At 40.3% G+C, this 25,793-nt stretch carries 25 protein-coding genes; 24 read left to right on the top strand and 1 reads right to left on the bottom strand.

Annotated elements, in window-relative coordinates; all coding sequences use genetic code 11:
- The first annotated feature begins 31 nt into the window (after window positions 1–31).
- Entirely contained in the window at window positions 32–232 is a 201-nt protein-coding gene (locus LC455_RS04215; RefSeq protein ID WP_223588430.1) for a hypothetical protein, read from the top strand.
- Between the two features lie 17 nt (window positions 233–249).
- Here LC455_RS04215 and LC455_RS04210 read toward each other — a convergent pair whose 3' ends face one another.
- Window positions 250–801 carry a GNAT family N-acetyltransferase gene (locus tag LC455_RS04210; RefSeq protein WP_223588428.1) on the bottom strand — a complete coding sequence of 184 codons (552 nt, stop codon included), beginning with the start codon at window positions 799–801 and terminating at the stop codon, window positions 250–252.
- A 164-nt stretch (window positions 802–965) separates the two neighbouring features.
- Here LC455_RS04210 and LC455_RS04205 point away from each other — a divergent pair, with 164 nt between their 5' ends.
- The 23 genes from LC455_RS04205 to LC455_RS04095 all read left to right on the top strand — a co-directional run bounded on the left by LC455_RS04205 (window position 966) and on the right by LC455_RS04095 (window position 25,793).
- Window positions 966–1,622 carry a serine/threonine protein kinase gene (locus LC455_RS04205; protein WP_223588426.1) on the top strand — a complete coding sequence of 219 codons (657 nt, stop codon included), beginning with the start codon at window positions 966–968 and terminating at the stop codon, window positions 1,620–1,622.
- Window positions 1,619–2,362: a prolipoprotein diacylglyceryl transferase gene (locus LC455_RS04200; RefSeq protein WP_223588424.1), complete on the top strand. Its 744-nt coding sequence runs from the start codon at window positions 1,619–1,621 to the stop codon at window positions 2,360–2,362. The genes LC455_RS04205 and LC455_RS04200 overlap by 4 nt, the downstream gene beginning before the upstream one ends.
- Window positions 2,355–3,776, top strand: a complete 1,422-nt coding sequence (locus tag LC455_RS04195) for a radical SAM protein (RefSeq protein ID WP_223588422.1) — start codon at window positions 2,355–2,357, stop codon at window positions 3,774–3,776. The genes LC455_RS04200 and LC455_RS04195 overlap by 8 nt, the downstream gene beginning before the upstream one ends.
- Window positions 3,777–3,793: 17 nt before the next feature.
- Window positions 3,794–4,075, top strand: a complete 282-nt coding sequence (locus LC455_RS04190; RefSeq protein WP_223588420.1) for a hypothetical protein — start codon at window positions 3,794–3,796, stop codon at window positions 4,073–4,075.
- A 542-nt stretch (window positions 4,076–4,617) separates the two neighbouring features.
- Window positions 4,618–5,082 (top strand): flavin reductase family protein, encoded by a 465-nt coding sequence (locus tag LC455_RS04185; RefSeq protein WP_223588418.1) that lies wholly within the window; start codon window positions 4,618–4,620, stop codon window positions 5,080–5,082.
- A 359-nt stretch (window positions 5,083–5,441) separates the two neighbouring features.
- A complete protein-coding gene (locus LC455_RS04180; protein WP_223588417.1) occupies window positions 5,442–6,632 on the top strand; it encodes an MFS transporter in 1,191 nt (396 codons plus the stop codon).
- 276 nt (window positions 6,633–6,908) lie between these two features.
- Complete coding sequence (locus LC455_RS04175) at window positions 6,909–7,754, top strand: alpha/beta fold hydrolase (protein ID WP_223588415.1); 846 nt, start codon at window positions 6,909–6,911, stop codon at window positions 7,752–7,754.
- 140 nt (window positions 7,755–7,894) lie between these two features.
- Complete coding sequence (locus LC455_RS04170) at window positions 7,895–8,548, top strand: GntR family transcriptional regulator (protein WP_223588414.1); 654 nt, start codon at window positions 7,895–7,897, stop codon at window positions 8,546–8,548.
- A gap of 35 nt (window positions 8,549–8,583) precedes the next feature.
- A complete protein-coding gene (locus LC455_RS04165) occupies window positions 8,584–9,777 on the top strand; it encodes an acyl-CoA dehydrogenase family protein (protein WP_223588413.1) in 1,194 nt (397 codons plus the stop codon).
- A 97-nt stretch (window positions 9,778–9,874) separates the two neighbouring features.
- The gene (locus tag LC455_RS04160) at window positions 9,875–10,828 is read left to right on the top strand and encodes a VOC family protein (protein ID WP_223588411.1); all 954 of its coding nucleotides are present in this window, start codon (window positions 9,875–9,877) and stop codon (window positions 10,826–10,828) included.
- Window positions 10,829–10,855: 27 nt separating this feature from the next.
- Entirely contained in the window at window positions 10,856–11,335 is a 480-nt protein-coding gene (locus LC455_RS04155; protein WP_223588410.1) for a flavin reductase family protein, read from the top strand.
- 28 nt (window positions 11,336–11,363) lie between these two features.
- A complete protein-coding gene (locus LC455_RS04150) occupies window positions 11,364–12,137 on the top strand; it encodes a 2-keto-4-pentenoate hydratase (RefSeq protein WP_223588408.1) in 774 nt (257 codons plus the stop codon).
- A gap of 85 nt (window positions 12,138–12,222) precedes the next feature.
- On the top strand, window positions 12,223–13,206 hold the full coding sequence (locus LC455_RS04145; protein WP_223588407.1) for a fumarylacetoacetate hydrolase family protein: 984 nt from the start codon (window positions 12,223–12,225) through the stop codon (window positions 13,204–13,206).
- Between the two features lie 48 nt (window positions 13,207–13,254).
- Entirely contained in the window at window positions 13,255–15,108 is a 1,854-nt protein-coding gene (locus LC455_RS04140; protein ID WP_223588405.1) for a V4R domain-containing protein, read from the top strand.
- 221 nt (window positions 15,109–15,329) lie between these two features.
- On the top strand, window positions 15,330–16,646 hold the full coding sequence (locus LC455_RS04135) for an MFS transporter (RefSeq protein WP_223588404.1): 1,317 nt from the start codon (window positions 15,330–15,332) through the stop codon (window positions 16,644–16,646).
- Window positions 16,647–16,699: 53 nt separating this feature from the next.
- A complete protein-coding gene (locus tag LC455_RS04130) occupies window positions 16,700–17,671 on the top strand; it encodes an SMP-30/gluconolactonase/LRE family protein (RefSeq protein ID WP_223588403.1) in 972 nt (323 codons plus the stop codon).
- 217 nt (window positions 17,672–17,888) lie between these two features.
- Window positions 17,889–18,728, top strand: a complete 840-nt coding sequence (locus tag LC455_RS04125; protein WP_223588401.1) for an alpha/beta fold hydrolase — start codon at window positions 17,889–17,891, stop codon at window positions 18,726–18,728.
- A 14-nt stretch (window positions 18,729–18,742) separates the two neighbouring features.
- Window positions 18,743–19,696 carry a VOC family protein gene (locus LC455_RS04120; protein ID WP_223588400.1) on the top strand — a complete coding sequence of 318 codons (954 nt, stop codon included), beginning with the start codon at window positions 18,743–18,745 and terminating at the stop codon, window positions 19,694–19,696.
- 59 nt (window positions 19,697–19,755) lie between these two features.
- Window positions 19,756–21,261: an FAD-dependent tricarballylate dehydrogenase TcuA gene (gene tcuA / locus LC455_RS04115; protein ID WP_223588399.1), complete on the top strand. Its 1,506-nt coding sequence runs from the start codon at window positions 19,756–19,758 to the stop codon at window positions 21,259–21,261.
- A complete protein-coding gene (locus tag LC455_RS04110) occupies window positions 21,261–22,457 on the top strand; it encodes an acyl-CoA dehydrogenase family protein (RefSeq protein ID WP_223588397.1) in 1,197 nt (398 codons plus the stop codon). Before tcuA ends, LC455_RS04110 begins: the two co-directional genes overlap by 1 nt.
- A 331-nt stretch (window positions 22,458–22,788) precedes the next feature.
- Window positions 22,789–23,988 (top strand): acyl-CoA dehydrogenase family protein, encoded by a 1,200-nt coding sequence (locus LC455_RS04105; RefSeq protein WP_223588396.1) that lies wholly within the window; start codon window positions 22,789–22,791, stop codon window positions 23,986–23,988.
- A 15-nt stretch (window positions 23,989–24,003) separates the two neighbouring features.
- Window positions 24,004–24,873: an FAD synthetase family protein gene (locus LC455_RS04100; protein WP_223588394.1), complete on the top strand. Its 870-nt coding sequence runs from the start codon at window positions 24,004–24,006 to the stop codon at window positions 24,871–24,873.
- A 26-nt stretch (window positions 24,874–24,899) separates the two neighbouring features.
- Window positions 24,900–25,793 (top strand): isocitrate lyase/PEP mutase family protein, encoded by an 894-nt coding sequence (locus LC455_RS04095; RefSeq protein ID WP_223588393.1) that lies wholly within the window; start codon window positions 24,900–24,902, stop codon window positions 25,791–25,793.

The following is a 25,793-nucleotide window of genomic DNA, read 5'->3' as shown; positions in this document are numbered from 1 at the left end:
GATGCACCTTAATTCTAGGAGGTGCAAAAAAATGGAACCAAGACAGCCCGGAAATAAGAAAATAGCTGATTTTGATCAGTTAAATGACAGAATAATCGCAGAAAGTTCATCAGAGCCAATGCTAGTCATCAAAACAAATCTTGACCCGAAGGACCCAACCGAAAATAATCCATATTATCATAATGAGGACGTAAAAAATCCAAAAGCATTTAAGGAATATTTCGAAGAATAAGAGGAGCCAGGATACCTTTATTCCTGGCTTTTTGTCCATTCTGATTTTAGCAATGACAAAACATATGTATCATGATTTTGATCATTTTGTCTAATGTAGCCCCGCAGCAACCCTTCATTCGTAAAGCCGATTTTTCTTAGGAGATGTAAGGATGCCTCATTTTCTGGATATACAACGGCCCCGATTCGATATAAGTCCAACTGGCCAAATGAAAATCTTAGTACCTCATTAATTGCCTCGAAGGCATACCCTTTTTTCCAAAAGGCTGGATGCAATTCATAGCCGATTTCGGCGCGTTTATTTTTCAAATTCAGGACATTTAAACCGATTGTACCAATAATCCTTTGATTTTCCTTCAGTTTGATTCCCCAACGGATCCCGCGCTTTTCATGAAAGTTTTTCTGGAACATGTCAATTAATCGTGTAGCTTCCGCCTGTAAAATGAAGGGGTCGGTCCCATAAAATCTCGTAACTTCTTCTAATGATAAAATTTCATAAATCCTATCCATATGCTTATGTGTTATTTCAATTAATTTCAGTCTTTTCGTTCCTAAAGTGGGAAAATCCAAATGTTATCACCCCTTATGTATCAGTGTAATGGGTGAGGTATTAAAAATAAAGATATTATCAATTTAGGAATAACATTTTTTCTTGCTTGAAGGTAAGATAAGATGAGAAAATAATTTTAACAAATGATGCCAGTCTTATTTTTTCTTGGATTGAGGGTGTGTAAATGCAGATAGGCAAATATATATCATTAATAGAGACCGAGTTATTACCGCAGATTTTTCTAACGACTCCAAGCCCTTTCGATCCCATCATTGTCGAAAATCGTTCAAGCTCTTGGAAAACGGTTGGAAGCGGTAATTACGCTGGAGTTTTTTCGAACGATTTGAATCCTTTATTGGTTGTAAAGGTTTACGGAAGAGATCCTGATGAGCTAAAAAAGGAAATTGAAGTCTATAAAAAACTAGGGGACCATAAAGCATACTCCCATCTCTATGCTTACAGTGACAGCTATTTAGTTTTAAAAAAAATTGACGGGATTACTTTATTTGACGCTTTAGTAAAGGGTGTACCAATTCCTGAAAGTGTAATTGAGGATATTGATAATGGGCTGGAATATGCTCGATCGGTCGGTTTGAACCCCTTCGATGTTCACGGCAAAAATGTCGTCATGTCAAACGGACGCGGATATATCGTGGATGTGTCAGATTTCTACAAGCAGGGCTATTGCAGTAAGTGGGATGATTTGAAAAAAGCGTATTACAAGATTTATAGACCTTTTCTTAAAAAATACCATCCTTCGATTCCTTTTTATGTTGTGGATGGTATTAGAAAAGGGTACCGTTTATACAGGAAATTTTTTCGAAAGGCGGGGAAAATGTGAATTTTCCTTTCTATATTTTCGGCATCCATCCTCATTGGTTATTTGAATCATTAGCGTACTTTATTGGCTTTCGTGTGTATTTATACACACGAAATAAAGAAAGAATACCAATGGATAAAGCCTTATGGGTTATTGTTGGTGCCACTTTAGGTGCCGCCGTTGGTTCGAAATTTCTCTATTGGCTGGAGGATCCGAACAAAACATTGGAAAACTGGGATAATCTTGTTTATCTAATTGAAGGAAAAACCATTGTGGGTGGTTTGTTAGGTGGATTAATAGGGGTTGAAACAGCGAAAAAATGGATTGGATGGACCCGTTCCACTGGTGATGATTTTGTTCTCCCATTAGCAGTTGGAATGATGATTGGAAGAATTGGCTGCTTTTTAACTGGTTTGGATGACCATACTTATGGGATTGCTACGTCATGGATAACCGGTGTTGACTTTGGGGATGGAATCAAGCGCCATCCAACTCAATTATATGAGCTTGTCTTCCTGGGGATTGTAGCCTTGCTGCTTTTTCAAATGAAAAAGAAAAATATCGGCTGGGAAGGATTGCTGTACCAGCTATTCATGTTAAGTTACCTCATGTTTCGCTTCATGATTGATTTTATCAAACCAACTCCGCATCCATATTGGATCCTTAACAATATTCAGCTTGCCAGTTTACTAGGAATCGCATATTACATTTGGCTTATACATAAAAAACAAACAGAAAAAAGGAGAGAAATCCATGCCTAACCGTCCTTATTTATTTTATGAGTTAACAAACAGTATTTGCTCGACTTGTTTACGGAAGGTGGAAGCGAAAGTTATTATTGAAAACGAAAAAGTCTTCCTCGTGAAGCACTGTATCCACCATGGAAGAGAAAAGGTTTTGATTTCAACGGATGTTGAATATTATAAATGGTGCCGTGAATTCATCAAGCCTTCGGAAATGCCGTACCGCTGGAATACCCCAATTAAATATGGCTGTCCGTATGATTGCGGCCTATGCCCAGACCATGAACAGCACAGCTGTTTGACCTTGCTAGAAATTACCGAGAAATGCAATCTCCAATGTCCCATTTGCTATGCCGAGTCATCTCCCCATAAAGGCGGCTTCCGCAGTCTAGAAAAAATTGAATTTATGCTTGATAATATTATTAAAAATGAACGCAATCCTGATATTGTCCAGATTAGCGGCGGAGAACCGACGATACATCCGCAGTTTTTTGAAATACTTGATATGGCAAAATCAAGACCAATCAGGCATATTATGGTGAATACTAATGGGCTCCGTATTGCAAATGATAAAGAATTTGTGAAGCGTTTGGCCGCCTATTCTCCAGGTTTTGAAATCTATCTTCAATTTGATAGTTTTGAAAAAGAAGCACTTGAGGAATTAAGGGGAGTAGATTTAAGAGATATTAGACAAAAAGCGATCGAGAATTTAAATGAATATAATATTTCGACGACGCTAGTTGTGACTTTGAAAAAGGGGTTAAATGACCAGGAAGTAGGAAAAATCATTCAATATGGTCTGAAACAAAAATGTGTCAGAGGAGTCACTTTCCAACCAATTCAAGCAGCCGGCAGGTTGGAAGATTATGATCCGTCAACCAATCGCTTAACGTTAAGTGAAGTCAGGCAAATGATTATCGACCAATCAAATGTGTTTGGCTCAAAGGATATCATTCCTGTTCCATGTCACCCGGATTGTCTTGCCATGGGTTACGCGCTCAAACTCAATGATACAGTAACCCCGTTAACAGGATTAATTGATCCAAACATTCTGCTTGAAGGAGAGCGGAATACAATCGTTTTTGAGCAGGACGATAATATTAAAAATATGATTTTTAAATTGTTCTCTTTAAATCATTCACCAGATTCATCGGCATTGTCACTGAAAGATTTATTATGCTGTCTGCCAAAGGTAGCAATGCCTGGACCGATTGGCTATGACAATGTGTTCCGCGTCATCATTATGCAATTTTTAGATGCCTATAATTTCGATGTCCGCTCAGTCAAGAAATCCTGTGTTCATATAGCCCATCCAGATGGCAGAATCATTCCGTTTGACACCTATAATTTATTTTACCGCGATGATAAAGAGCTGGAGCTTATGAAAATTCGAGCTGAGCTTGAGGGGAAAACCTTCATTAACGCTGAATAAAAAGGGAGTGGACGTATTTGAGTCAAAATCAGGGGAATCAGAAGGGCGGCTCCTTAAAAGACCTATGGATTGGAATAGGGATCACACTCGGAATTTATCTTATTGGGTTACTAGTATTATTAATTGGGTCACCTTTTTTTCTTGGTTATGTAGGTTTAGCTGCAATCGCCCTTTTGGTGATTCCAATTGTATGTTTCACGAAGGGAAAAAAGCGGATGGGCCAAGGTGCATTAATTGGGATTGGGTTAAATATTTTATTATTTTCCGCATGTTTTGGAATCCTCATTTCCAATATATAGTTTGATGACAAGTAATGCAGCAGGTACAGTTTCCTTGTGCCTGCTTTTTAAAGTGTGCCCGGCATCAGCGGTTCATAAAGCCCGCCCGCTTAGAATTATCACCATGGCAGTCGATAAGAACAGTTCATAAAGCCCGCCCGCTTAGAATTATCACCATGGCAGTCGATAAGAGCGGTTCATAAAGCCCGCCCGCTTAGAATAATCACCATGGCAGTCGATAAGAGCGGTTCATAAAGCCCGCCCGCTTAGAATTATCGCCATGACGGTCGATAAGAATGGTTCATAAAGCCCGTCAGCTCAGAAATATCGCCATGACGGTCAATAAGAGCGGTTCATAAAGCCCGTCTGCAAAGAATTATCACCTTGACGGTCGATAAGAGCGGTTCATAAATCCCGTCAGCAAAGAATTTTCGCCATAACGGTCGATAAGAACGGTACGTAAAGTGTCTGTACAATGAGGACGTAAATTGATTAAATAATCATTTCCATATCACTGTAGACATATTCATTAAATAGTATGTAAACAGGGAGTGGTGGTATAGATGGATGATCGTCAATTTCGTAACGCAATGGGGAAATTTGCTACAGGTGTAACAGTGGTAGCAGCACAAGTGGATGGCAAAGTGCATGGAATGACAGCAAATGCCTTCATGTCTGTCTCCCTTAATCCAAAACTAGTAGTTGTTTCAATAGCTGAAAAAGCACATATGCTGGAAAAAATAAAACAAAGCAAATCGTTTTCGGTGAATATATTGACTGCTGATCAGCAGGAGCTGTCGATGATTTTTGCCGGACAACTGAAAGAACATCGTGAAGTACAGTTTGACTGGCTGGGAGGAATACCCGTTTTACATGGGTCGCTTGCCCAAATTACCTGTGAAGTCTCAGCTGCTCATGTAGAAGGTGATCATACTCTTTTTATTGGGAAAGTAAAAGAAATTAAAATAGAGGATTCTGAGCCGCTTATTTATTTCAGTGGAAAGTACCGGAAATTAACAGAGGAATAATCTCTATTTTAGAAAAAGTCTTTCAACTATAATTTTACCTGAAACCTAATTCCGAAAAATGCGCCGAGAAATCAGGCGCATTTTTTGTGTTTTAGCGAAATAATGATGGTATTTTTAAAAATAAAAAATATTTCGAATATATTGACAAGTATACTTGCGCGAATGTAGAATTACAGTTATTAAAAAAAGCGCTTTTTTTATAGTTTTTCTAAGAAAAACCCCTTAACTAGAATTTCAGTCCCGTTTTCTAACTGGAATTTTAGTCTGTTGTTTTTGCTGGCCACGAAAACGACAAGTTTTGTAGTGTTAATAGTGAAAGCGGATTCATAGTTTATTTTTTAATTTGGGGAGGTAATAAAATGGCTGTAAAGTCAATCAGCAGAAATTTCCTTAAGTTTTTAGTTGTTATTCTTGCATTCCAAGATGTTGCTGCAGGGGTAGCCGGATCCATCATGGCTGACATCATTAAAGCTTTCCCACAATATGATCCCACCATCGTCATGTTAGTTGCTACCTTCCCGGGATTAATTCAAATCATTCCTGCACTCTTTTACGGTAAACTTTCCAAAACTTTCAAGAAAAGAACTCTATTATTTACTGGTTTAGCGCTTTTCATCATCGGCGGAATAATGCCAACATTTATTGACAGCCTGCCATTAATCATTGTGATGAGAGGAATTTTAGGACTTGGCGTTGGCATCACAATGCCTTTATCAGTTGATATCATTACGGATTTCTTTGACGGCAGAGAAAGAGATTTCTTAATTGGACTTGGAACTGCCTCTATTGCATGTATTGGAGCGATTTTCTTCCAGTTAGTCGGCGGAATATTAGCGGATGCTTTTGGCTGGCAGTATGGTTTCCTAACCTACTTATTCCCAATCTGGATCCTTGCTATTACTATTCTCTACCTTCCAGAGCCTGAAAAGAAACAGCAGGCGGAAACAACTCAGGCAGTTCAACAGCCAAGACTGCCAAAAGCAATCTATTGGGTTTGCTTGGGGCAGGTAATCTATTCTGGATTAATTTATGGGTATGTAACAAACATTTCAGTTGTCATTCAAGCGGATAAACTGGGGACTGCAACTGAGGCCGGCCTTGCAATCTCTGTCTTTACCTTTGGAACACTGCTTGCCGGCTTTGTTTTTGGAAAAATAAAAAACAAACTTCCAAATTATTATTTACCTATAGCTGTTTTATTTACTGGAGCAGGGATGGCTGTTTGTTACTTTTCTCCAAACTTACCGATGATTTTTGTGGGAAGTCTGATTGGCGGTGCTGCAATGGGAATTGGGATTCCTGGAGTGTTTGCTAAAGTTTTTGAACTATCCCCTGCAGGCGCATCAGCTGTAGGATTAGTAGTAGTTGGTCAAGGGTTGGGCGGAATCTTGGGACCCTTTGGATTTCAAGTTGTCCAAAACATCTTTAACCAGGGTATCGGCAGATTCCCATTAGCAGTAAGTGCCGTGGGACTCATTGTACTTGCACTGATTTGGGCGCTTAGCGTAAGGGCACCGAAGAGCGATTTGGAAGTTACCATCGGTCAATGATATTCCTCTGAAAAATGAAGCTAAAATGATGAAATCAACTTTCGTTATTTTAGCTTCTTAAATTTAAACAATTTCCCTTACATAAAGTTCGAGTAAAAATAATTTTCTGAATTCATTGACAAGGATAAATATCGAAGAGTAAAATTATAGTTAATAAAAGAAAGCGCTTTTTTACCCTTTTTATTACTACTTTTGTATTAAAAATACAAAACTAAAATTTTAGTTAGATGAATTATTCCTAAACCAAAATATTTTTACAAAGTGAGGGTTCGACGAATGGCAGATGTTTTAGCAAAAAAGGTTCAAACTGGTAACTATCAAACTTTTATTTATGAAGGCGGGGATAAAGCCTCTGAAACAATCATTTTTCTTCATGGGAGCGGGCCAGGGGTGAGTGCCAAATCAAACTGGCAGCACATATTACCACATCTCCAAGAAAAATTTCATGTAGTGGCGCCGGATATCTTTGGGTTTGCTAATACCGACCATCCCGAAACGTACCCGAAAAATGGTGCGGAGTGGATGAAAGTAAGGGTTAAGCAGGTTTTAGATTTGATGGATAATCTAGGAGTGGAAAAAGCCCATTTGGTGGGAAACTCACTAGGCGGTGTCATCTCCCTTCATCTTCTCATGTACGCTCCTGATCGATTTGAGCGGGTAGTATTAATGGGTGCAGGCGGAGGATTAACTGAACCAACTCCAGAGCTTGCTAAATTAGCAAACTTCCATAAAGATCCTGATCCTGTTGCATTTAAAAATTTATTAAGCTGGTTCTTATATGATAAAAGAATCCTTGAGGATGAATTGGAAAAAATAGTGGCTGAGAGGTTAGAGGTATTTTTGAGACCGGAAGTCCGCAAATCATACGAGGAGAATTTTTCAAAATCCCATTTGTCTGATATGCTGGTCCCTCCTTCAGCACTGAAAGAAATGGATCATTCGATTTTACTTATTCATGGTCATGAGGACCGCTTTGTTCCACTCGAAAGCAGCCTTTACGTCATGAATCATTTGCCAAACGCCCAGTTGCATGTTTTCAAGCGCTGCGGCCACTGGGCACAGGTAGAACAAAAGGAAAGATTTATCAAACTTACATCGGATTTTTTCAGTGGTGAATTATAGAAATGAATCTCCATAATACACCGTTGATTCCCTATTTTAGTAGATAAAACTAGTATTTCTTAAAGTGATGATAGACTTTCACTTGAGAATTGCCATATTATAGGGATAACCAATCCAAGAGAGAGTTGCAGGTGTATGAGATGAAAATTGATAAGGCTTATCGCTATATAAAAAGACAAATAATAGAAGGTGTCTGGGAACCCGAGACCGCCATCAATGTAAATGAAATAACCGAAAAGTTAAATATTAGCCGCACCCCTGTTCACAAGGCATTATCAAAACTAGAACAGGAAGGGTTCCTTTCTATTATTCCTCAAGTAGGAGTATATGTGAAAAGGCCAGACCCGGCAGAAGTAATCGAACGACTATTAGTTTGTGCCAATCTGGATGCCTTAATGACGGAGCAGGCTGCATTATCTTTAACCAATGAAGAATTTGCGTATATGGAAACCATTTTAACAAAAATGGATAATCCGGATTTATCTACAGACGATTATTCCAGTCTTAACATTGACTTTCATCGGACCATTTATGAAGCATCTAAATTAACTTATACGTTAAATCTAGCAAAACAGCTTTGGGATTACCTAAATTTTGTTGGGAACCCGGAGGAATTGTTTACCCCAGAGCGAAGAAAGCAGTCCCAATCAGAGCACTGGATGATTTATTACTATCTAAAAGAAAAGGATAGTAAAATGTCGAAAAGTTTAATGGAAAAACATATGAGACGGGTAGCCCAATTAGTAGGTGAAAAATATCAGAATGTTGATTTAAAGCATCGAGTATTTAATTAATCATATTTCTCGGACTAAAAAAGGGAGGTTATTCTATGGAACAAAGTGTTTTAGAAACAAAAAATGTTTTGGTAGAAAGAGCTCGAGCCCTCATTCCTAAATTAAGAGAGTATAGTCAAGATATTGACACTAAAAGCAGAATCCCCGATGAAATTGTGGATGATCTAAAAAAAGAGGGGCTTTTAAAAGTTCTAAGACCCCATATGTTTGGCGGTTATCAGACCAATATGAGGGCCTTTACCGAAGTGGTGACGGAAATTTCCCGCGGCAATGGATCTGCTGGCTGGTTCGTGTGCTTAAGTAATATTCGTGACTACATGATCTCCTACACATTTGGAGAAAAAGCACTGAATGAAATCTATGGTACAGGCAAAGATGTTGTATTGGCCGGGAATTTTAAACCAATCAAGTGCAATATAAAAAAGGTCGACGGTGGATATTTAGTGGAAGAGGCGCAGTGGCCCTTTGTTTCGGGCAGTCCTCATGCTGACTGGTGCTACTTTGGATTCCCTCTAGTCGATGATAAAGGCGGAGTAGAATTTGCCATCATGGTCATTCCTCGCGAAGAAATAGAAGTTCTTGATGACTGGCATGTTATGGGGTTAAAGGGTTCCGGAAGTAACAGCTGCCGAGTTCAAAATGTGTTTGTTCCAGAGCACCGCGTTTCATTGGATCGTTTAGCAAGCAAAGGCCATTATTTAATTGAGCCGCTTAAAAACGTTGGTCTATATCGCTCCGCATTTGTTCCATCCTTGACTTTGTCGATTGTGGGTCCAGCACTTGGTCTTGCACAGGCTGCCATGGATCTTTATATGGAAAGGCTTCCAAAGGCTGGTATTGGTAATACCTTCTATCATAAACAAGCTGAAGCACCGATTACACATCTACAGGTTGCCCAAGCCCAGTTGAAAATAGATTCCGCACAATTGCATCTATATCGTGCCGTAGATAAGATCGACGATTATGCAGAGCGCGGCCAAGTAATGGACACAGCTGAAGTCATAAAGGTGAAAGCCGATTTTGGTTATGTGAACCAATTATGTAAAGAAGCCATTGATCTCCTTGTTGCTGGCGTTGGCTCTATGTTTACTTACAATAATAATCCCCTTCAATTAGTATATCGAGACTTCTTGGCGATGCATTTACATGGATTCATTACACCTTCTAGTTTAATTGAAACATATGGAAGAGTTTTATCTGGACAGGAACCGAATACTTATTTTGTTTAATTAACCTCGTAAACCAATATTTCTGTAAAAAAAGTATTTTGATTATTTGATATAGAGTGTGTATTTATAATATTATGAAATTCAGGAGGTCCATTCTATGATTCTGCCAGAAATTGCAAAGCTAGGGCATGTTGCTTTAGTTACGACTGATCTTGAGAAATCGCTGTGGTTTTTTAAGGAAATCATTGGATTAGAAGAAACAGAAGTCGTGGAAGGTACTCATTATTTACGTGCGTGGGGAGATTTTGAGCATCATACTCTATCAGTAACAGCTGGTGATAAACCGCATATTGATCATATCGCTTGGCGTACAAAACGTCCTGAGGATGTAGAGGGATTTGCCAAGCTTCTTGAAGAAGCAGGTACAGAAGTCACTTGGATTGAAGCTGGTGTGGAAGCAGGACAAGGACAAGCGATTCGCTTTAAGCTGCCAAGTGAACATCGCTTTGAAATCTACTATGACATGGAAAAAACACTAGCGGAGCCTTCTAAACGTTCGGTGTTAAAGAATCAGACCTACAAATCATGGGCACACGGTGTTTCTCCAAGAAGAATTGACCATGTTAATATCCTCACTTCATTAAAGGCAAATGTAATTTCTGATTATTTAAAAGAAAAGCTTGGATTTAAAATGCGTGAATACGTAAAAGCACCAGATGATTCCCTAATCGGAGCCTGGTTAAGCGTCACGCCACTAGTTCATGATATTGCCGTCAGCCATGACCCATTCTCACCAACTACACATCAAATCCACCACATATCTTATTGGTTGGACAATTCACAAGATCTCCTTAGAGCAGCAGATATTTTAAAAGAACACGGAATTTTCTTTAAAGGACCAGGTAAACACGGAATTTCGCAAGCAATGTACATTTACGCCATCGATCCTGGAAGCGGTTTACGAGTCGAATTATTCACAAATGGGTATTTGATCTTTGAACCAGATTGGGAACCAATTGAATGGACGTTAGATGAAATGGATATCGGTTTTACCTTCTGGGGCGACCAGATGGATACTAAGCCAGAGAACAATCCAACCATTGAGGCATAAATCAAATAGCAAAGAGGGGTTATAAATATGGATGATCGTCAATTCCGAACAGCAATGGGAAAATTTGCAACGGGTGTAACGGTAATCGCTACTGACCTTGATGGTGATGTACATGGCATGACAGCCAATGCCTTCATGTCGGTATCACTTAGTCCAAAGCTAGTTGTTGTTTCTATCGGGGAAAAAGCCCGCATTCTTGAAAAAATAAAGCAAAGCAAATCTTTTTCCGTCAATATTTTAGCAGCCGATCAACAGGAACTTTCGATGATTTTTGCAGGTCAAATAAAGGAACCACGTGAAGTGGTGTTTGACCGTTTGGATGGAAAACCGGTTTTGGCCGGCGCTGTCGCCCAAATTGCCTGTGAGGTTTCGGCAGAGCATGTGGAAGGTGACCATACCTTGTTTATCGGGCGAGTTACTGATATTCATCTAGAAGAGGCAGAACCGCTTATTTTTTACAGCGGAAGTTACCGCGCATTAGCTGAAGAAAAAACTGTTACAGTTTAGTCATAAGTTTTAATGGAGGGCATCACTAATGGATATTCAAAAAGCAGCAACTGCCTTATTGGAGGCGGAAATCCACAAAAAACCGATTGAGCCTTTCACATCATCACCAGAAGTTATTTCTGTTGATGATGCCTATCAAATCCAGCTTCAGCAAATCCGTCGGAAGGTAGAAAATGGTTCGGTGATAGTTGGAAAGAAAATTGGCCTTACAAGTAAAGCCATGCAGGAAATGTTTAATGTAAATCAACCTGATTATGGACATCTCCTAAATGACATGATTTTTGACGATGGTGAGACCATTTCGCTAGATCGATTTATTCAGCCGAAAGTCGAATTTGAAATGGCTTTTGTCTTGAAAAAAGATTTACAAGGCCCTGGGATTACGTTAAAGGATGTAATCGATGCAACAGATTATGTTGTTCCGGCACTCGAAATTATCGATAGCAGGATAAAGGATTGGCAAATCAAGTTCGAGGACACAGTTGCTGACAATGGTTCATCAGCCGGAGCGGTAATTGGTAAAAAAACGACCCCAATCAATGGTCATGACCTTGCTAGAATTGGGATGAGAGTTTATAAAAATGGTGAATTTCTAGATTCGGCAATCGGAGCAGCGGTAATGGGACATCCGGCCATGGCGGTGTCCTGGCTCGCAAATGCGCTTGGCAGCTACGGAATTTCTCTTCATGCAGGAGAATTCATTCTAGCCGGAGCACTTTCAAAGGCAGTTGTCATCGAACCCGGTGACATTTTCACCGCAGAATTTGATCATCTTGGTTCAGTATCTGCAACGTTTAAATAGAAAATGAAATGGGAGACTCCTTGTATGCAGAATGTAAGGAGTCTTTATATTAACTAAATTTTGATTATTGAAAGGGGACAGGAATTTGGGGATACAGGTTGTAAGATTTGAAAAAGACAAAAAAGAACGATGGGGAGTTCTATCTGGCGAAATAATCCGTGTATTACAAGGTACATTTAACAGCTTAGCTGACTTTTTGGAAAAGGGGAAAGAGGAAGCAGTAAAAATAAAAAATCAGGAAAAGGCAGAGAGCCTTTCATTAAATGAAGTAACATTGTTGAGTCCGGTGACTAAGCCAGCGAGAATAATTTGTCAGGGAGTAAATTACGCTACACATCGTTCCGAAACAGGAATGGAAGCAGCAAGGCCGCCTTTTAATATGATTTTTAGTAAGGCCGATAGTTCTTTGTGCGGTGCATATAGTGAAATTATTCGCCCTTTGAATGTAAAACTGCTGGACTATGAACTTGAATTAGGGCTGGTAATCGGAGCGGATATCACGGAGCAATTGGAAGTGACAGACGAAAATCTTCATCATTATATTGCTGGTCTAGTGATTGTTAATGACGTTTCTGCCCGTGATGTTCAATTGCCTCAGGGCCAATGGCTAAAAGGAAAAAGCTTTCGGACTTTTTGTCCTGTTGGCCCTTATCTTTACTTGCTTGAAAAAGATGAACTGCCACTGATTCACGACCTTCAGCTCAATCTTTGGGTAAATGATGAATTAAGGCAGTCCTGCAATTCTAGTCAACTACTATACAAACCTGCAGAAACACTAACTGAACTCTCAGAGGTTTTGGATCTATCTCCAGGGGATTTAATCGTAACCGGCACTGGCGGCGGGGTTGCACTGAATCTTTCACCAGAAGTAAATGCATTGCTATCAAACTTGTCTGTCCCATATCAGCAAAAGCTGGACTTACTTGCGGAGAAGCAATTAGAGGGTGGTAAATACCTAAACGATGGGGATACCATTCGCTGCCAAATAAAAAGTACAAATGGGAAAATTGATCTTGGCGAGCAAACAAATAAAGTGGTAAAGAGCCAAAACCTTGTTAGTTCAAAATAGACCCTATTCACACTTGAATTGAATCCGTATTAGGAAAAAGGTGAGATCATGAAGGGGAACCTGGTTAATATTCTGGAACCACACCATTCAGAAGAAGGAAATAAAAAAATTCTCACGACTACCTCGGCCTTTGGACTTTTGCGTAAAGGAATCATAGAGAACTTAGGGACAAGAAGAGCCAAGGGATTTCTGCTTCGCTATGGATGGAGCTTGGGTGTCAGTGATGCAGAAGAGGCCATGTTAACAAGTACCTCGATTGACGACCTTCTTAAACAAGCATCCATCCTTCATCTCAGTACTGGTCATATAAAAGATATACAGTCTGAAAGAGTTATAGAAATGAGTGATTCAGAAACGATTAAATCGATTATTGGAAAAGGGAAGTGGATTGACTCATTTGAAGCAAATGAACACCTTAAAAATCACGGTTTAGCAGATATGCCAGCATGTCATACCTTAACCGGCTATGCAAGCGGCTATATGTCGACCGTTTGTAAGAAAAGTGTCATTGTAAAAGAAACGAGTTGTATTGCCAAAGGGGATGCAGAATGCTGCTTTGAAGCAAGGCTTCAGGAGGATTGGAGAAGCGATATTCAGGATGAGTTGAAATTCTATCATGAAACCAATATTATTGAAGAATTAGAGTATACCTATGAGCAATTGCTGGAGCAGCGGAATTATATCGAAAAGGTATCGATCTTTCATAAAAAATTAACGGAAAGCGTATCAAATGGCAGCAATCTTCAGGAAATTGCTAATACAACATTTAAACTTTTACGGATTCCCTTATCTATAGAGGATTTAAGCTTTCAAAAAATTGTTTATGCTGGATTGGATGACGTTGAATATAGCCGTCTCAGTAAAGAACTAAAAGAAAGTTTAATTCGAAAAAATAGGAAGAAAAATAGTTTGCTCCTATTTAATGAAACAACCCGATTAAAAACAGAACATCAGGAACGTCTTATTACACCGATCATTGTGCAGAAAAAAGTAATTGGCTATTGCACCTTTCTTTATTCGGGAGATTGTGAGAAAAGCGCTGAGAATAATATTATGTTTATTGAGCGTGTCGCAAATGCTGCGTCGTTGCTCCTTTTAAATGAGAAAACAAGTTTTGAAGCACTAGAAAAAATGAAGGGATATTTTTTAGAGCAAATTCTAAAGAAACAATACTCTTCCAGAGAGGAAATCATCAATCGCGGGCGATATATGGGAATGGATCTTGAAAATCCCTTTTATATTGCAGCAATTGACTACAAAGAAAATGGGAAGGCAGCAAAGAAACAAACAGATCATGTTGAACAGCTTTTAGAATCGATCGCTAAATATCTGGATATTCAGGGATATAAAGCCTTAATAGGTCAATATGAAGGAAACTTTATCATGCTGATACCTGAAATGGCCAACATTTTGCGTGCGATGGAAAAAATTCTTAAACATATTGAAACGACCTATCCCGCTTACCATTATAAAATCGGAATCAGTGATAAATCAGAAGAAATTGAAAGTGTTTTAGATAACTTGGAAGAATCGTTAATTGCTTTACGAATGGCTACCGAAAAGAAACTTATTCAATTTAGCGATTTAGGAATTGTCGGTGTACTGATCAATTCAAAAAATGTCAGCGGAATAAAGAAAATTGCCAAACAAGAGCTGGGCCCTCTTTATAAATTAAGTGATAGCAAACAGAAAGAATTGATAAAAACTCTTTATGTTTTTTTAGCGAATGGCGGGAAACTCCAACAAACGATGGATGACCTAGCTCTATCAATGAGCGGCCTTATGTATCGAATCAACAAGATTGAAAATCTGATTCAAAAAGATCTACGCGATTCATCACAAAGCTATCAACTTTTGCTAATCTTAGATTCTCTGATTGCTTTGGGCGAGCTGGAAATTTAATTTAATAAAATCTTTAGATTTGAGGGCATTCCGTTTTGGAGTGCTCTTTTTTACGTGTAAATATGGAAAAAACCAATAAAAATTACCGAAAATCAGAAACCAATATAATCTACCTAAAAATAGTAAAAAATCAAGTAAAATTTATTCTAGAAATAAAATACAGAATTTTCTAAAATTTATAAATGTAAGCATTTTTAATTGATTTTTTAGGAGGGGTTTGTTTGAGCCAGGTAACAGCTGTTGAAAGAAGTACAGTAAAGAAAACAATGAGAAGAATACTGCCCTTTATTTTACTCCTTTATGTTATCGCTTTTTTGGACAGGATCAATTTAGGTTTTGCGGCCCTGCAGATGAATGCTGATTTGGCATTAACGGCAGAAGCATTTGGTTTATTGTCTGGTTTATTCTTTATCAGTTACTTTCTCTTTGAAGTTCCAAGCAACCTGATACTAAATAAAGTTGGAGCCCGTTTATGGATTGCCCGCATTATGATTACATGGGGAATCGTAGTCATCTTAACTGGATTTATTCAGTCTGCGACACACTTATATATATTACGCTTTTTATTAGGAGCAGCTGAAGCAGGCTTTGTTCCTGGGATTGTTCTATATTTAACCTATTGGTTCAGAGCGCGGGAAAGAGGTAAAGCAACGGCCCTTTTCTTTGTTGCCCTTCCCGTAAGCGGGCTAATTGGTGCACCTTTGTCAACTTGGATTATGGATAATATAACCTGGAGCAGTTTGGCAGGCTGGCGCTGGATGTTCATTATGGAAGGGATTCCAGCTGTAATTTTAGGGATTGTCGCCCTCCTTTATTTAACAAACAAACCTGCAAATGCAAAATGGCTGACTTCTGAAGAAAAAACTTGGCTTGAAGGAGAGTTAGAGAAGGAAAGAAAGGTAAGCGGGAAAGTAAACAAAACCTCCCATTCTGGAATGCTAAAAGATTCAAAGCTTTGGAAGCTAGCGTTATTTAATATTGCAGGTTTTATTGCCGTGAATGCTCTTTCTTATTGGATGCCGACCATCATTAAATCGTTATCTGCTTCTTCCACGACAAACTTGCAGATAGGCTGGCTTGCAATGATCCCTAATATTATTGCGATACCTTCGATTCTTTTTACAGGCTGGAATGCGGACCGAACCAATTCCCATAAATTGCATTTAGGAATATGTGTAACGGTTGCCATGATTGGTTTCATTGGGTGTGCCTTCGTATCAACGGTACCGCTTATGGTCCTTATGCTCTCCATTACATCAGCAGGATTATATGGTATTTCCGGAACGTTCTATGCCTATTTAACCTTCTTCTTTTCGGAAACAACAGCTCCTGCCGGCATTGCATTAGTAAGTACCCTATCTTCCTTGGGCGGTTTTGTAGGGCCATATATTATGGGGGTTTTAACTTTCAAACAAGCGATGTTTATAATTGCTGCATTCTTGCTGATCAGTCTCGTCACTCTTTTCACTTTAAAACTAGTAAAAAATAATCAGAAGGATTTAGTTGATGCAGGGCCAGTAGAGATAACGAATGGATAAACACACTAATTTTTCCTAGTGAATCTTAGTTAAATCAGGGAGGAAGGCGAAACATGAAAAAAAAGGGATTCGTATTAACATTAATTCTAATATTCTCACTTGTTACTGCAACCTTTGCAGGAGCTAAGGCATTATATGAATCAAAACCCGTACCGCCAGAAGATCGACACTCAATTTCAGAAATTATTCAACCTGGTACTAAATGGGAAAAAATCGCCACTGGGCACGGATTCATGGAGGGGATAAATTTCGACCGTAATGGTAACATCTGGATGGTTAGTCCCATGACTGGAGAAATCATGACTGTCGAAGGGGACAAAGTTGTTACTGTTGGCGAGAAATATAATATGCCTGTTGGGGCCAAGTTTCACAAGGACGGACGTCTATTTATAACCGATGTAAAAGGAGAACTGTATGCATACAATCCTTCTACAGGTGAGCGAACCACTATTGTTAAAACCTACAATGGTAGTCCTTTTAAGGGACTAAATGATTTAGTATTTGATGAATCAGGCGGAATTTATTTTACAGAGCCGATAGGTTCAAGTGCAACACATCCAACTGGTCGTGTATTTTACTTACCACCTAACAGTTCTGAACCGGTCCTTTTTGCAGAAAATATTGCTTATCCAAATGGAGTAGCCCTTTCAGCGGACGGACAGCGCGTATATATTTCTGAATTTGATAAAAATCGAATTCTTTCTGTTCCATCAAAAAATGCTATAGCTTCACCGGAAACCCCATTTGTTTTTGGACAATTTGAAGGTGGAATCGGGCCAGATGGATTAGCTGTAGATAAAAAAGGAAATCTTTATGTAGCCCATTTCCAAGCTGGTGAAATTGTCGTTTTAAACGCCAGTGGATTCAAGTGTGGTATCATTCGCTTACCTAAGAGCGCAGGAACCTTCGTAACGAACCTTGCTTTCCATAACGGATACTTATATATAACCGAATCTTCGAAAAACGAAGTGTGGAGAATTAAAGTTAAAGAAGATGGATTGACACTCTACGGATTGCAAAAGTGATATAGTTAAATTTTCATATGTTTTATTGGAAAAACCGGGTTTTCACTGCCCGGTTTTCTTTATTTTTAGAAAAAAAACCAATAAATTTTACCGAAAAAGTAGTTGGATTCGAATAATTTTTTCTCTAGAAAGAGATAATTGAATTTTCTAAAATTTAAATAAGACAAATTATTGAAAGGGTTTTCACAATCCCGGAATAAGGAGGAAACAGCAAATCATGCCAAATATTACACAAAAGTTAATCAAAACGAAAAACTATGAAACTTATTTAAATCGCTCTGGTGAGGGAAATTCGGAAGTCATTTTATTCTTACACGGATCCGGTCCTGGTGTGTTTGCATGGGCCAATTGGCGCTATGCATTGAATGCCTGTAACGAACAATTTGACTGTCTTGCACCGGATCTCCTCGGTTTCGGTAATAGCAGCCATCCTGACTCACTGCCAAAGAATCGGCAGGGCTGGATGGATCATTGGGTCAATCAGCTGATTGAACTGCTGGACGAACTTGGCGTTCAAAAAGCACATGTTGTTGGAAACTCTTTAGGCTGTTCCATTGCGCTCGAATTATTACTGGAATATCCTGAACGATTTGAGAAGGTAGTTCTAATGGGACCTGGCGGAACTCCAAATACGAAGCTTAGCACAGAGCTTGCCCGTGCCAAGGGGTTCTATGACAATCCATCGGAAAAGAAAATGCGCCAAATCATGAGCTGGTTTGTGTATGATGCCGAAAAGTTAGCACCTGAAATCGATGCCCTTGCCGAAACTCGTTATGAGTTGGCGATGAGGCCGGAAATTCAACGGTCTAATGATGCCATTTTTGCGACTGCTGCTGTTCCCGTTCCAGTGACAGCCCTAAAACGAATTCAAAATCCAATTTTACTTGTCCATGGACGGGATGACATGGTTTGCTCGATTGAATCAAGCTATTATTTGCTTTCGTATTTACCGAACGTTCAGCTCCATGTCTACGGTCAAACTGGTCACTGGACGCAAATTGAACAGAAAGATAGCTTTAATCAATTAATCAAAGATTATTTTTCTAAAAAAATTTAAAGGAGGATTTAAGGATGACTTTACCTGAAATTGCGAAACTGGGCCACGTTGCTCTTGTGACACCCAACCTAGAAAAATCACTTTGGTTTTTCCGAGATGTCATTGGCTTGGAAGTGACGGAAGAAAAAAATGGAACTTATTACCTTCGAGCATGGGGTGATTTTGAGCATCACTCCCTTTCCTTAACAGCAGGTGACCGCGGATATGTGGATCACATCGGCTGGAGAACCAAGCGCCCTGAAGATGTAGAGGGATTTGCCCAGCTGCTTGAAAAAGCAGGAACCGAAGTCAAGTGGATTGAGGCGGGTGAAGAAACCGGGCAGGGCCGTGCCATTCGTTTTAAACTGCCAAGCCAGCACTCCTTTGAAATCTACTATGATGTCGAAAAACCAAAAGCTGATGAAAAAAGACGGTCTGTTTTAAAAAATCAAACCTATAAAGCCTGGGCCCGCGGCTGCTCACCACGAAGGTTTGACCATGTGAATATCGCAACTTCTATGAATGTCGGTGACATTCTTGACTACTTAGGCAGTCAGTTAGGGTTTAAGCTTCGTGAATATGTAAAGTACCAGGAAGAAAAAGTTGTTGCCGGCTGGATGAGCGTCACCCCATTAGTGCATGATATTGCAGTTATTTCAAGACCTGAGGCGACAACACCAAACCAGCTTCATCATATTTCCTATTGGCATGATAATGCTCAAGATATCTTGAGAGCTGCTGATATTTTGAAAGAAAACGGGATCAATTTCATCGGTCCGGGAAAGCATGGGGTTTCACAGGCATTTTACCTGTATGTATTAGACCCTGGAAGCGGATGCCGGGTTGAATTATTCAGCGGCGGCTATCTCATTTTTGAACCGGATTGGGAAGCAGTGGAGTGGACCGAAGAAGATCACTCCATTGCAAACACCTATTGGGGTGAAACGGTTAGTGATAAGGAAATGAATAAACCTACCATTGAGGCTTAATCAAGAAAGCTGACTCAACAGTGACCTGAGTCGGCTTTTTTGAAAGGGAGGGTGAGATTTTGACTGAAGGCAGAGTATATGAAACCGATGTAGTAGTTGTAGGTGCTGGAAATGCAGCCATGTGTGCTGCTATTTCAGCAAGAGAAAATGGAGCAAAGGTCATTGTATTAGAAAAAGCGCCGGCAGCAGAAAAAGGGGGAAACAGTGCCTATACCCATGGATCTGTCCGATTTGCTTATAACGGAATCGATGATTTAAAGGAAGTTATGCCAGAACTTTCTCAGCAAGAAATCGATAGTTCCGACTTCGGTAGTTATACGGAGGAAGAATTTTTTGAAGATATGTGCCGGATTACGGACTACCGAACGGATCCGGAATTAGCCTCGATTTTAACGAGCAAGAGCTTTAAAACAATGAAATGGCTGACGAATCATAAAGTAAGGTTTGTGCCCATTTACGGCCGGCAAGCATTTAAGGTGGACGGCAAATTCAAATTTTGGGGCGGAATGATAATCGAATCAGTCGGCGGCGGTCAAGGGTTAGTTGACGCCCTGCATGATGAAGCATCACGACTGGGAGTAGAGGTTCTTTATGATGCGATGGCAACTGAGATTATTCATGATGATTCAGGCGTACATGGTGTTTTTTTTAAACATAAAGGGAAAACAACCAAGGTTTTGGCGAAATCGGTCATTTTGGCGAGCGGAGGATTTCATGCCAATGTGGAAATGCGTACGCGCTACTTGGGACCGAAATGGGACCTAGCCAAGGCAAGAGGAAGCCGGTTTAATACGGGTGATGGGATTCAAATGGCCATAAATATTGGGGCACAAGCCTGTGGCAACTGGTCAGGCGCTCATGCAGTCGGCGGCGATCGATATGCACCGGAATTCGGTGAAGGCTCACAAAAGTTAAGTTATCCGTTTGGAATAATTGTAAATGCAGAAGGAAAGCGCTTTGTAGATGAAGGAGCGGACTTTCGCAATTACACCTATGCAAAAATAGGCAAGATCATACTCGAACAGCCCGGACAGTTTGCCTGGCAAATTTTCGATCAAAAGGTGGCACACCTTTTAAGAGATGAATATCGGGGCAGAAGGGTTACGAAGGTAAAAGCGAATACACTAGAAGAATTAGCTGAAAAATTGGATGGTGTTGATCAGGAAGGATTTTTAGAAACGGTGAAAGAATACAATGCAGCCGTCCGCAAAGACATTCCTTTTAATCCTAATGTGAAGGATGGGCGTTGCACGGAAGGATTAACGGTTCGGAAATCCAATTGGGCCAATACGTTAGACGAAGGGACCTTTGAAGCCTATGCCGTTACCTCTTGCATTACCTTCACCTTTGGCGGTTTAAAAATAAATGATAAAACGGAAGTTCAAGATTTATTGTCGCAATCGATTCCTGGATTGTATGCAGCTGGTGAGTTGGTGGGAGGGCTATTCTATTTTAACTACCCAGGCGGAACCGGTTTAACAGCTGGCTCTGTCTTCGGAAAGATCGCCGGGGAAAATGCCTCACGTTATATCCACCAATTAAAAGAAAAAGAGGAGATGGTTTGATGACTTTAGCAAAAGAAATCGACAATAGTTTAGTAGCAAAGGCCAGTTCATTTATTCCAAGATTGCGAGAAAGAGCGAAGGAAACGGAAGAAATCCGCCGAATCCCAGAAGCGACAATGAAGGAATTAAAAGACGCTGGACTGTTTAAGCTGCTTCGCCCTAAACGGTATGGAGGCTTGCAGACCAATATGAGAACGTATGCAGATTGTATTGTCGAGATTTCCCGCGGCTGTGCTTCAACGGGATGGATCGTAGCATTATGTGCCATTCGTGAATTAATGGTAGCAGAATCCTTCGCCGAAAAAACGCATCTGGAGATTTTCGGGGAGAACGAGGAGGATGTTCTGTTTGCCGGAGTCTATGAACCACGAAAATGCATTGTCAAGAAAGTAGATGGCGGCTATTTGGTGGAGGAAGGGTTCTGGATGTTTTGCTCTGGCTCTCTGCATGCAACCTGGGGATATTTCGGTATGGCGATCACCGATGAAAACGGAAAATTGGTTGACCAAGCCTTGATGACATTGCCATTTGCGGAATTAGACATCATGGATGATTGGTATACGATGGGCTTAAAGGGAACTGGAAGCAACAGTGTTAAAATGACAAATGTCTTCATTCCTGACCATCGGGTTGTGTCCTTTTCAGAAGTGTTGAAGGGAAACTTTAATTCTTCGCATCTTCGCGATATCACGTTATACAACACAGCTCTCTTTCCCTCTCTGATTTTATCCTTGGGTTTGCCAGGTTTAGGATTGGTGAAGGCAGCCTTAGATTTTTTCCAAGAGTTTTTACCAAACCGGAAAGCCAGCCATATCGGAGTGGAATACTTAAAGGATGCCACCAGCACCCATTTATTGCTTGCTGATGCCGCGATGAAAATTGACACTGCTTCCATGCATTATTACCGTGTGGTTGATGAGCTTGATTCATGGGCAGAGAGCGGCAAGCATATGGAGCGTCATGCAAGAGTGAGGACCTTGGCCGATATTGGGTATGCTAATCAGATGTGTAAAGAGGCTCTTGATATATTGATGCTGGCGAGTGGATCTGGATATGTCTATGAAGGACATCCACTGCAAAGAGTCTTCCGCGATTTTATGACGTTATACTCGCACCGATCGCTTTCACCGACGATTACGAAAGAAAATTATGGGCGAGTGTTGGCCGGATTAGAGTCGAACGCGCTTAGATATTAATTTGAGAGTAATTCAATGCTATACGAGAGTAAAATCATTTTATCCGCGAGTAAAAATAGGTTATGCGAGTGTTAAATAATCTTATCCGAGAATAAAAGGATGCTATCCGAGAGAAAGAAGATTCAATAGCTTAGAGAGACACCTAAAATCATTTTTTAGGTGTTTTTTTATGGATAAACATCACTCCCGACATCTTAATCAACCAGCACCTTAAAAAAACCAATAAAAACTAACGAAAAACTCCTCCAACTCAAACTATTTTTACTCTAGATTGAAGTGACCGAATTTTCTAAAATTTACTCAAGAAACCAAACCGAAGGGATGAGAAGTCATGTTAACAAGTGAATTATTGGATCTAAACACTGAACTTGTGGAAAAAGCACGATCGCTTGTTCCAAGATTACGCGAACGGGCGAAAGAAACAGAGCAATTCCGCCGAATCCCAGAAGCGACCATTAAAGAATTAAAAGAATCAGGCCTTTTTTATATTCTTCGTTCAAAACGATTTGGCGGCTACCAAACCAACATGAGAACCTATACCGATATCGTTACCGAAATTTCCGGTGGCTGCGGTTCCACCGGCTGGGTCGTTGCTCTATGCTGTCTTCGTGAATTAATGATTTCGGAATCTTTTTCCGAAAAAACACATCAAGAAATTTATGACTCTAGTGATGATATCGTTTTTGCCGGTGTATTTGAACCAAGAAAAATTAAAGTGAAAAAAGTTGAAGGCGGTTACATCATCGAAGAAGGCTATTGGCCATTTTGCTCAGGCTCTCTTCATGCTTCCTGGGGATATTTCGGGATGCCGATAGTGGATGAGGAAGGAAATATCATTGACCAGGGCTTAATTACGTTACCAATGAGTCAAGTGGAAATTGCTGACGACTGGCATGTAATGGGGTTACGAGGGACGGGTAGTAACAGCATCAATATGAAAGACGTTTTTATACCGGAGCACCGGGTTGTCTCCTTTACAGATGCGATCAACGGTAAATTCCAATCCACTCATTTCCGTGATATTCCACTTTATAATACGGCCCTTTTCCCGGCACTGGCCATGTCAATCGGAGTGCCGGGTTTAGGAATGGCGAAAGCAGCACTCGAGTTATTTATGGAAAAACTGCCGAATCGCCCGGCAGCCAATTTAAGCACCCAATATTTAAGCGATGCAGCCATTACTCACCATCAGGCAGCGGAAGCAGCCCTCAAAATTGAAACCGCCGCCATGCATTTTTATCAAGTTGCCGATAATCTCGATTCAAGCGCTGCCAGCGGCGAGTATATGAGTAAGTTTGATCGAGTAAAAGCTTTGGCGAACATCGGCTATGCTGTTCAAGCCTGTAAAGAAGCCATTGATATTTTAGTTCTTGCAACAGGCTCTGCCTATGTTGGCAATGGAAATCCGATGCAGCGCATCGCCCGTGATTTTGCAGCTCTTTACACGCACAGAACGGTGTCGCCGATTACCTCGAAAGAAAATTTCGGCCGGGTTCTCTGTGGACTTACTAGTAGTACCAAGAATATTTAACGAGGAGGCAGCTGCATGGAAACGATTTATTTGAATCCCGAAAATCTGACGTACTGGCAGCAAGAGGCAAAACCGAGCGTCATGGCGCTAGGATTTTTCGATGGAATTCATAAAGGACACCGTGAGGTCATTCAAACAGCTATTCAGAAAGCAAGGGAAAAGAATCTATTATTATCTGTTATGACCTTTTTTCCTCATCCCAAAACGGTTTTATCCAATGGAAAAACAAAGGTAGAGTATCTGATGCCGCTTTCTGAAAAAGAGAAATTATTTAGTGAACTTGGAGTGGACATTTTTTATATTGTTGAATTTGACAAAGAGTTTTCTTCGCTAACTCCAGAAAAGTTTGCAGCTAAATATTTAATTGATCTTGGTGTCGTCCATGCTGTTGCCGGCTTTGATTATACCTATGGCTTTCGGGGGGAGGGAAATATGGACCGGTTAAAAAACGACTCCGGCGGTATCCTGGCAGTCACGAAAGTCGAAAAAGTAGAATGCCAAGGTGAGAAAATTAGTTCAACCTGCATCAGAGAAAAATTAGCAAATGGAAATGTAGAGGAATTGCCTGCGTTATTAGGACGTCACTACGAAGTGGGGTGTGAGTGGGACGGTAGGGCATTAAAGGTAAGACCTTACTATACCTTGCCGGCCCCTGGCCGTTATGTCGTGACGATACAAGCAGGAGGTCAATCGCAAGCAGTGCAAATAACCGTTACAGCAGAACAAGAATTGCTTCTTCCTCAAATGGAATTAGAGTTACCTGCCGCCCACGATGATCATCTAAACATAATCTGGCACAGGCAGGTCCTAACAAAACAAGAATATCCCCACTATGGAAATCGGGAAACCCATTTTTTCAATCAGGCTTTTATCTACAGTGGGTGAACTAATAAAAGAAGGGGATTGTACAAGTGACGAAAACCAACCAGTTCCAAGCACTTTTGAAACAGCCAGGTTCCTTTATCCTGCCTGGAGGCTATGATGCCATGTCAGCTAGATTAATAGAAGAGGCAGGCTTTAAGGCTATTTACGCCACAGGAGCCGGCATATCCAATGCCCAATTAGGCTGGGCCGACGTGGGCCTGACTTCCTTAAAGGAAGTGGCTGATATTGTTGCAAGGATGACCGATGTTACCACGATTCCCATTGTCGTTGATGCAGACACTGGATTTGGCAATGCCATAAACGTAATGCGCACTGTACGAGAATTTGAAAGGGCCGGTGCGGCAGCCATTCAATTGGAAGACCAGGTTTCCCCTAAGAAATGCGGGCACTTCAATGGGAAAGATGTCATTTCCAAAGAAGAAATGGTAGGAAAAATAAAGGCTGCCTTGGATTCCAGGTACGATGAAAATTTAGCCATTATGGCCCGAACGGACGCTTTGGCCGTAAATGGGATCGAAAATGCTCTAGAGCGGGCACATGCCTATGCAGAGGCTGGAGCCGACATTATTTTTGTGGAAGCGCCGACGACATTGGAACAGCTGAAGCAAATAACCAGCTCTTTAAAGGGAATCCCGCAGGTAATCAATCTTGTGGAAGGCGGTAAAACCCCGCTCATCTCTTTAAATGAAGCAGAAGAAATTGGTTTTAAAATCATCCTTTGTGCGAATACCGTATTACGTTCAGCGATTAAAGGAATCACTGAATCTTTAAAAATATTAAAAGCAGAAGGCTCACAAGAAAATGTCCGCGATTTGATCTGTACATGGGAAGAGAGGCAATCTCTGTTTAAGCTCAATCAAATCAAAGTGTGGGAAGAAAAATATTCGGAAAAGCAGGCTTTATTTAAAGGAGGAAGCTGA

This window comes from Neobacillus bataviensis (assembly GCF_019969725.1).
This window is presented reverse-complemented; position numbering and strand designations above follow the sequence as displayed.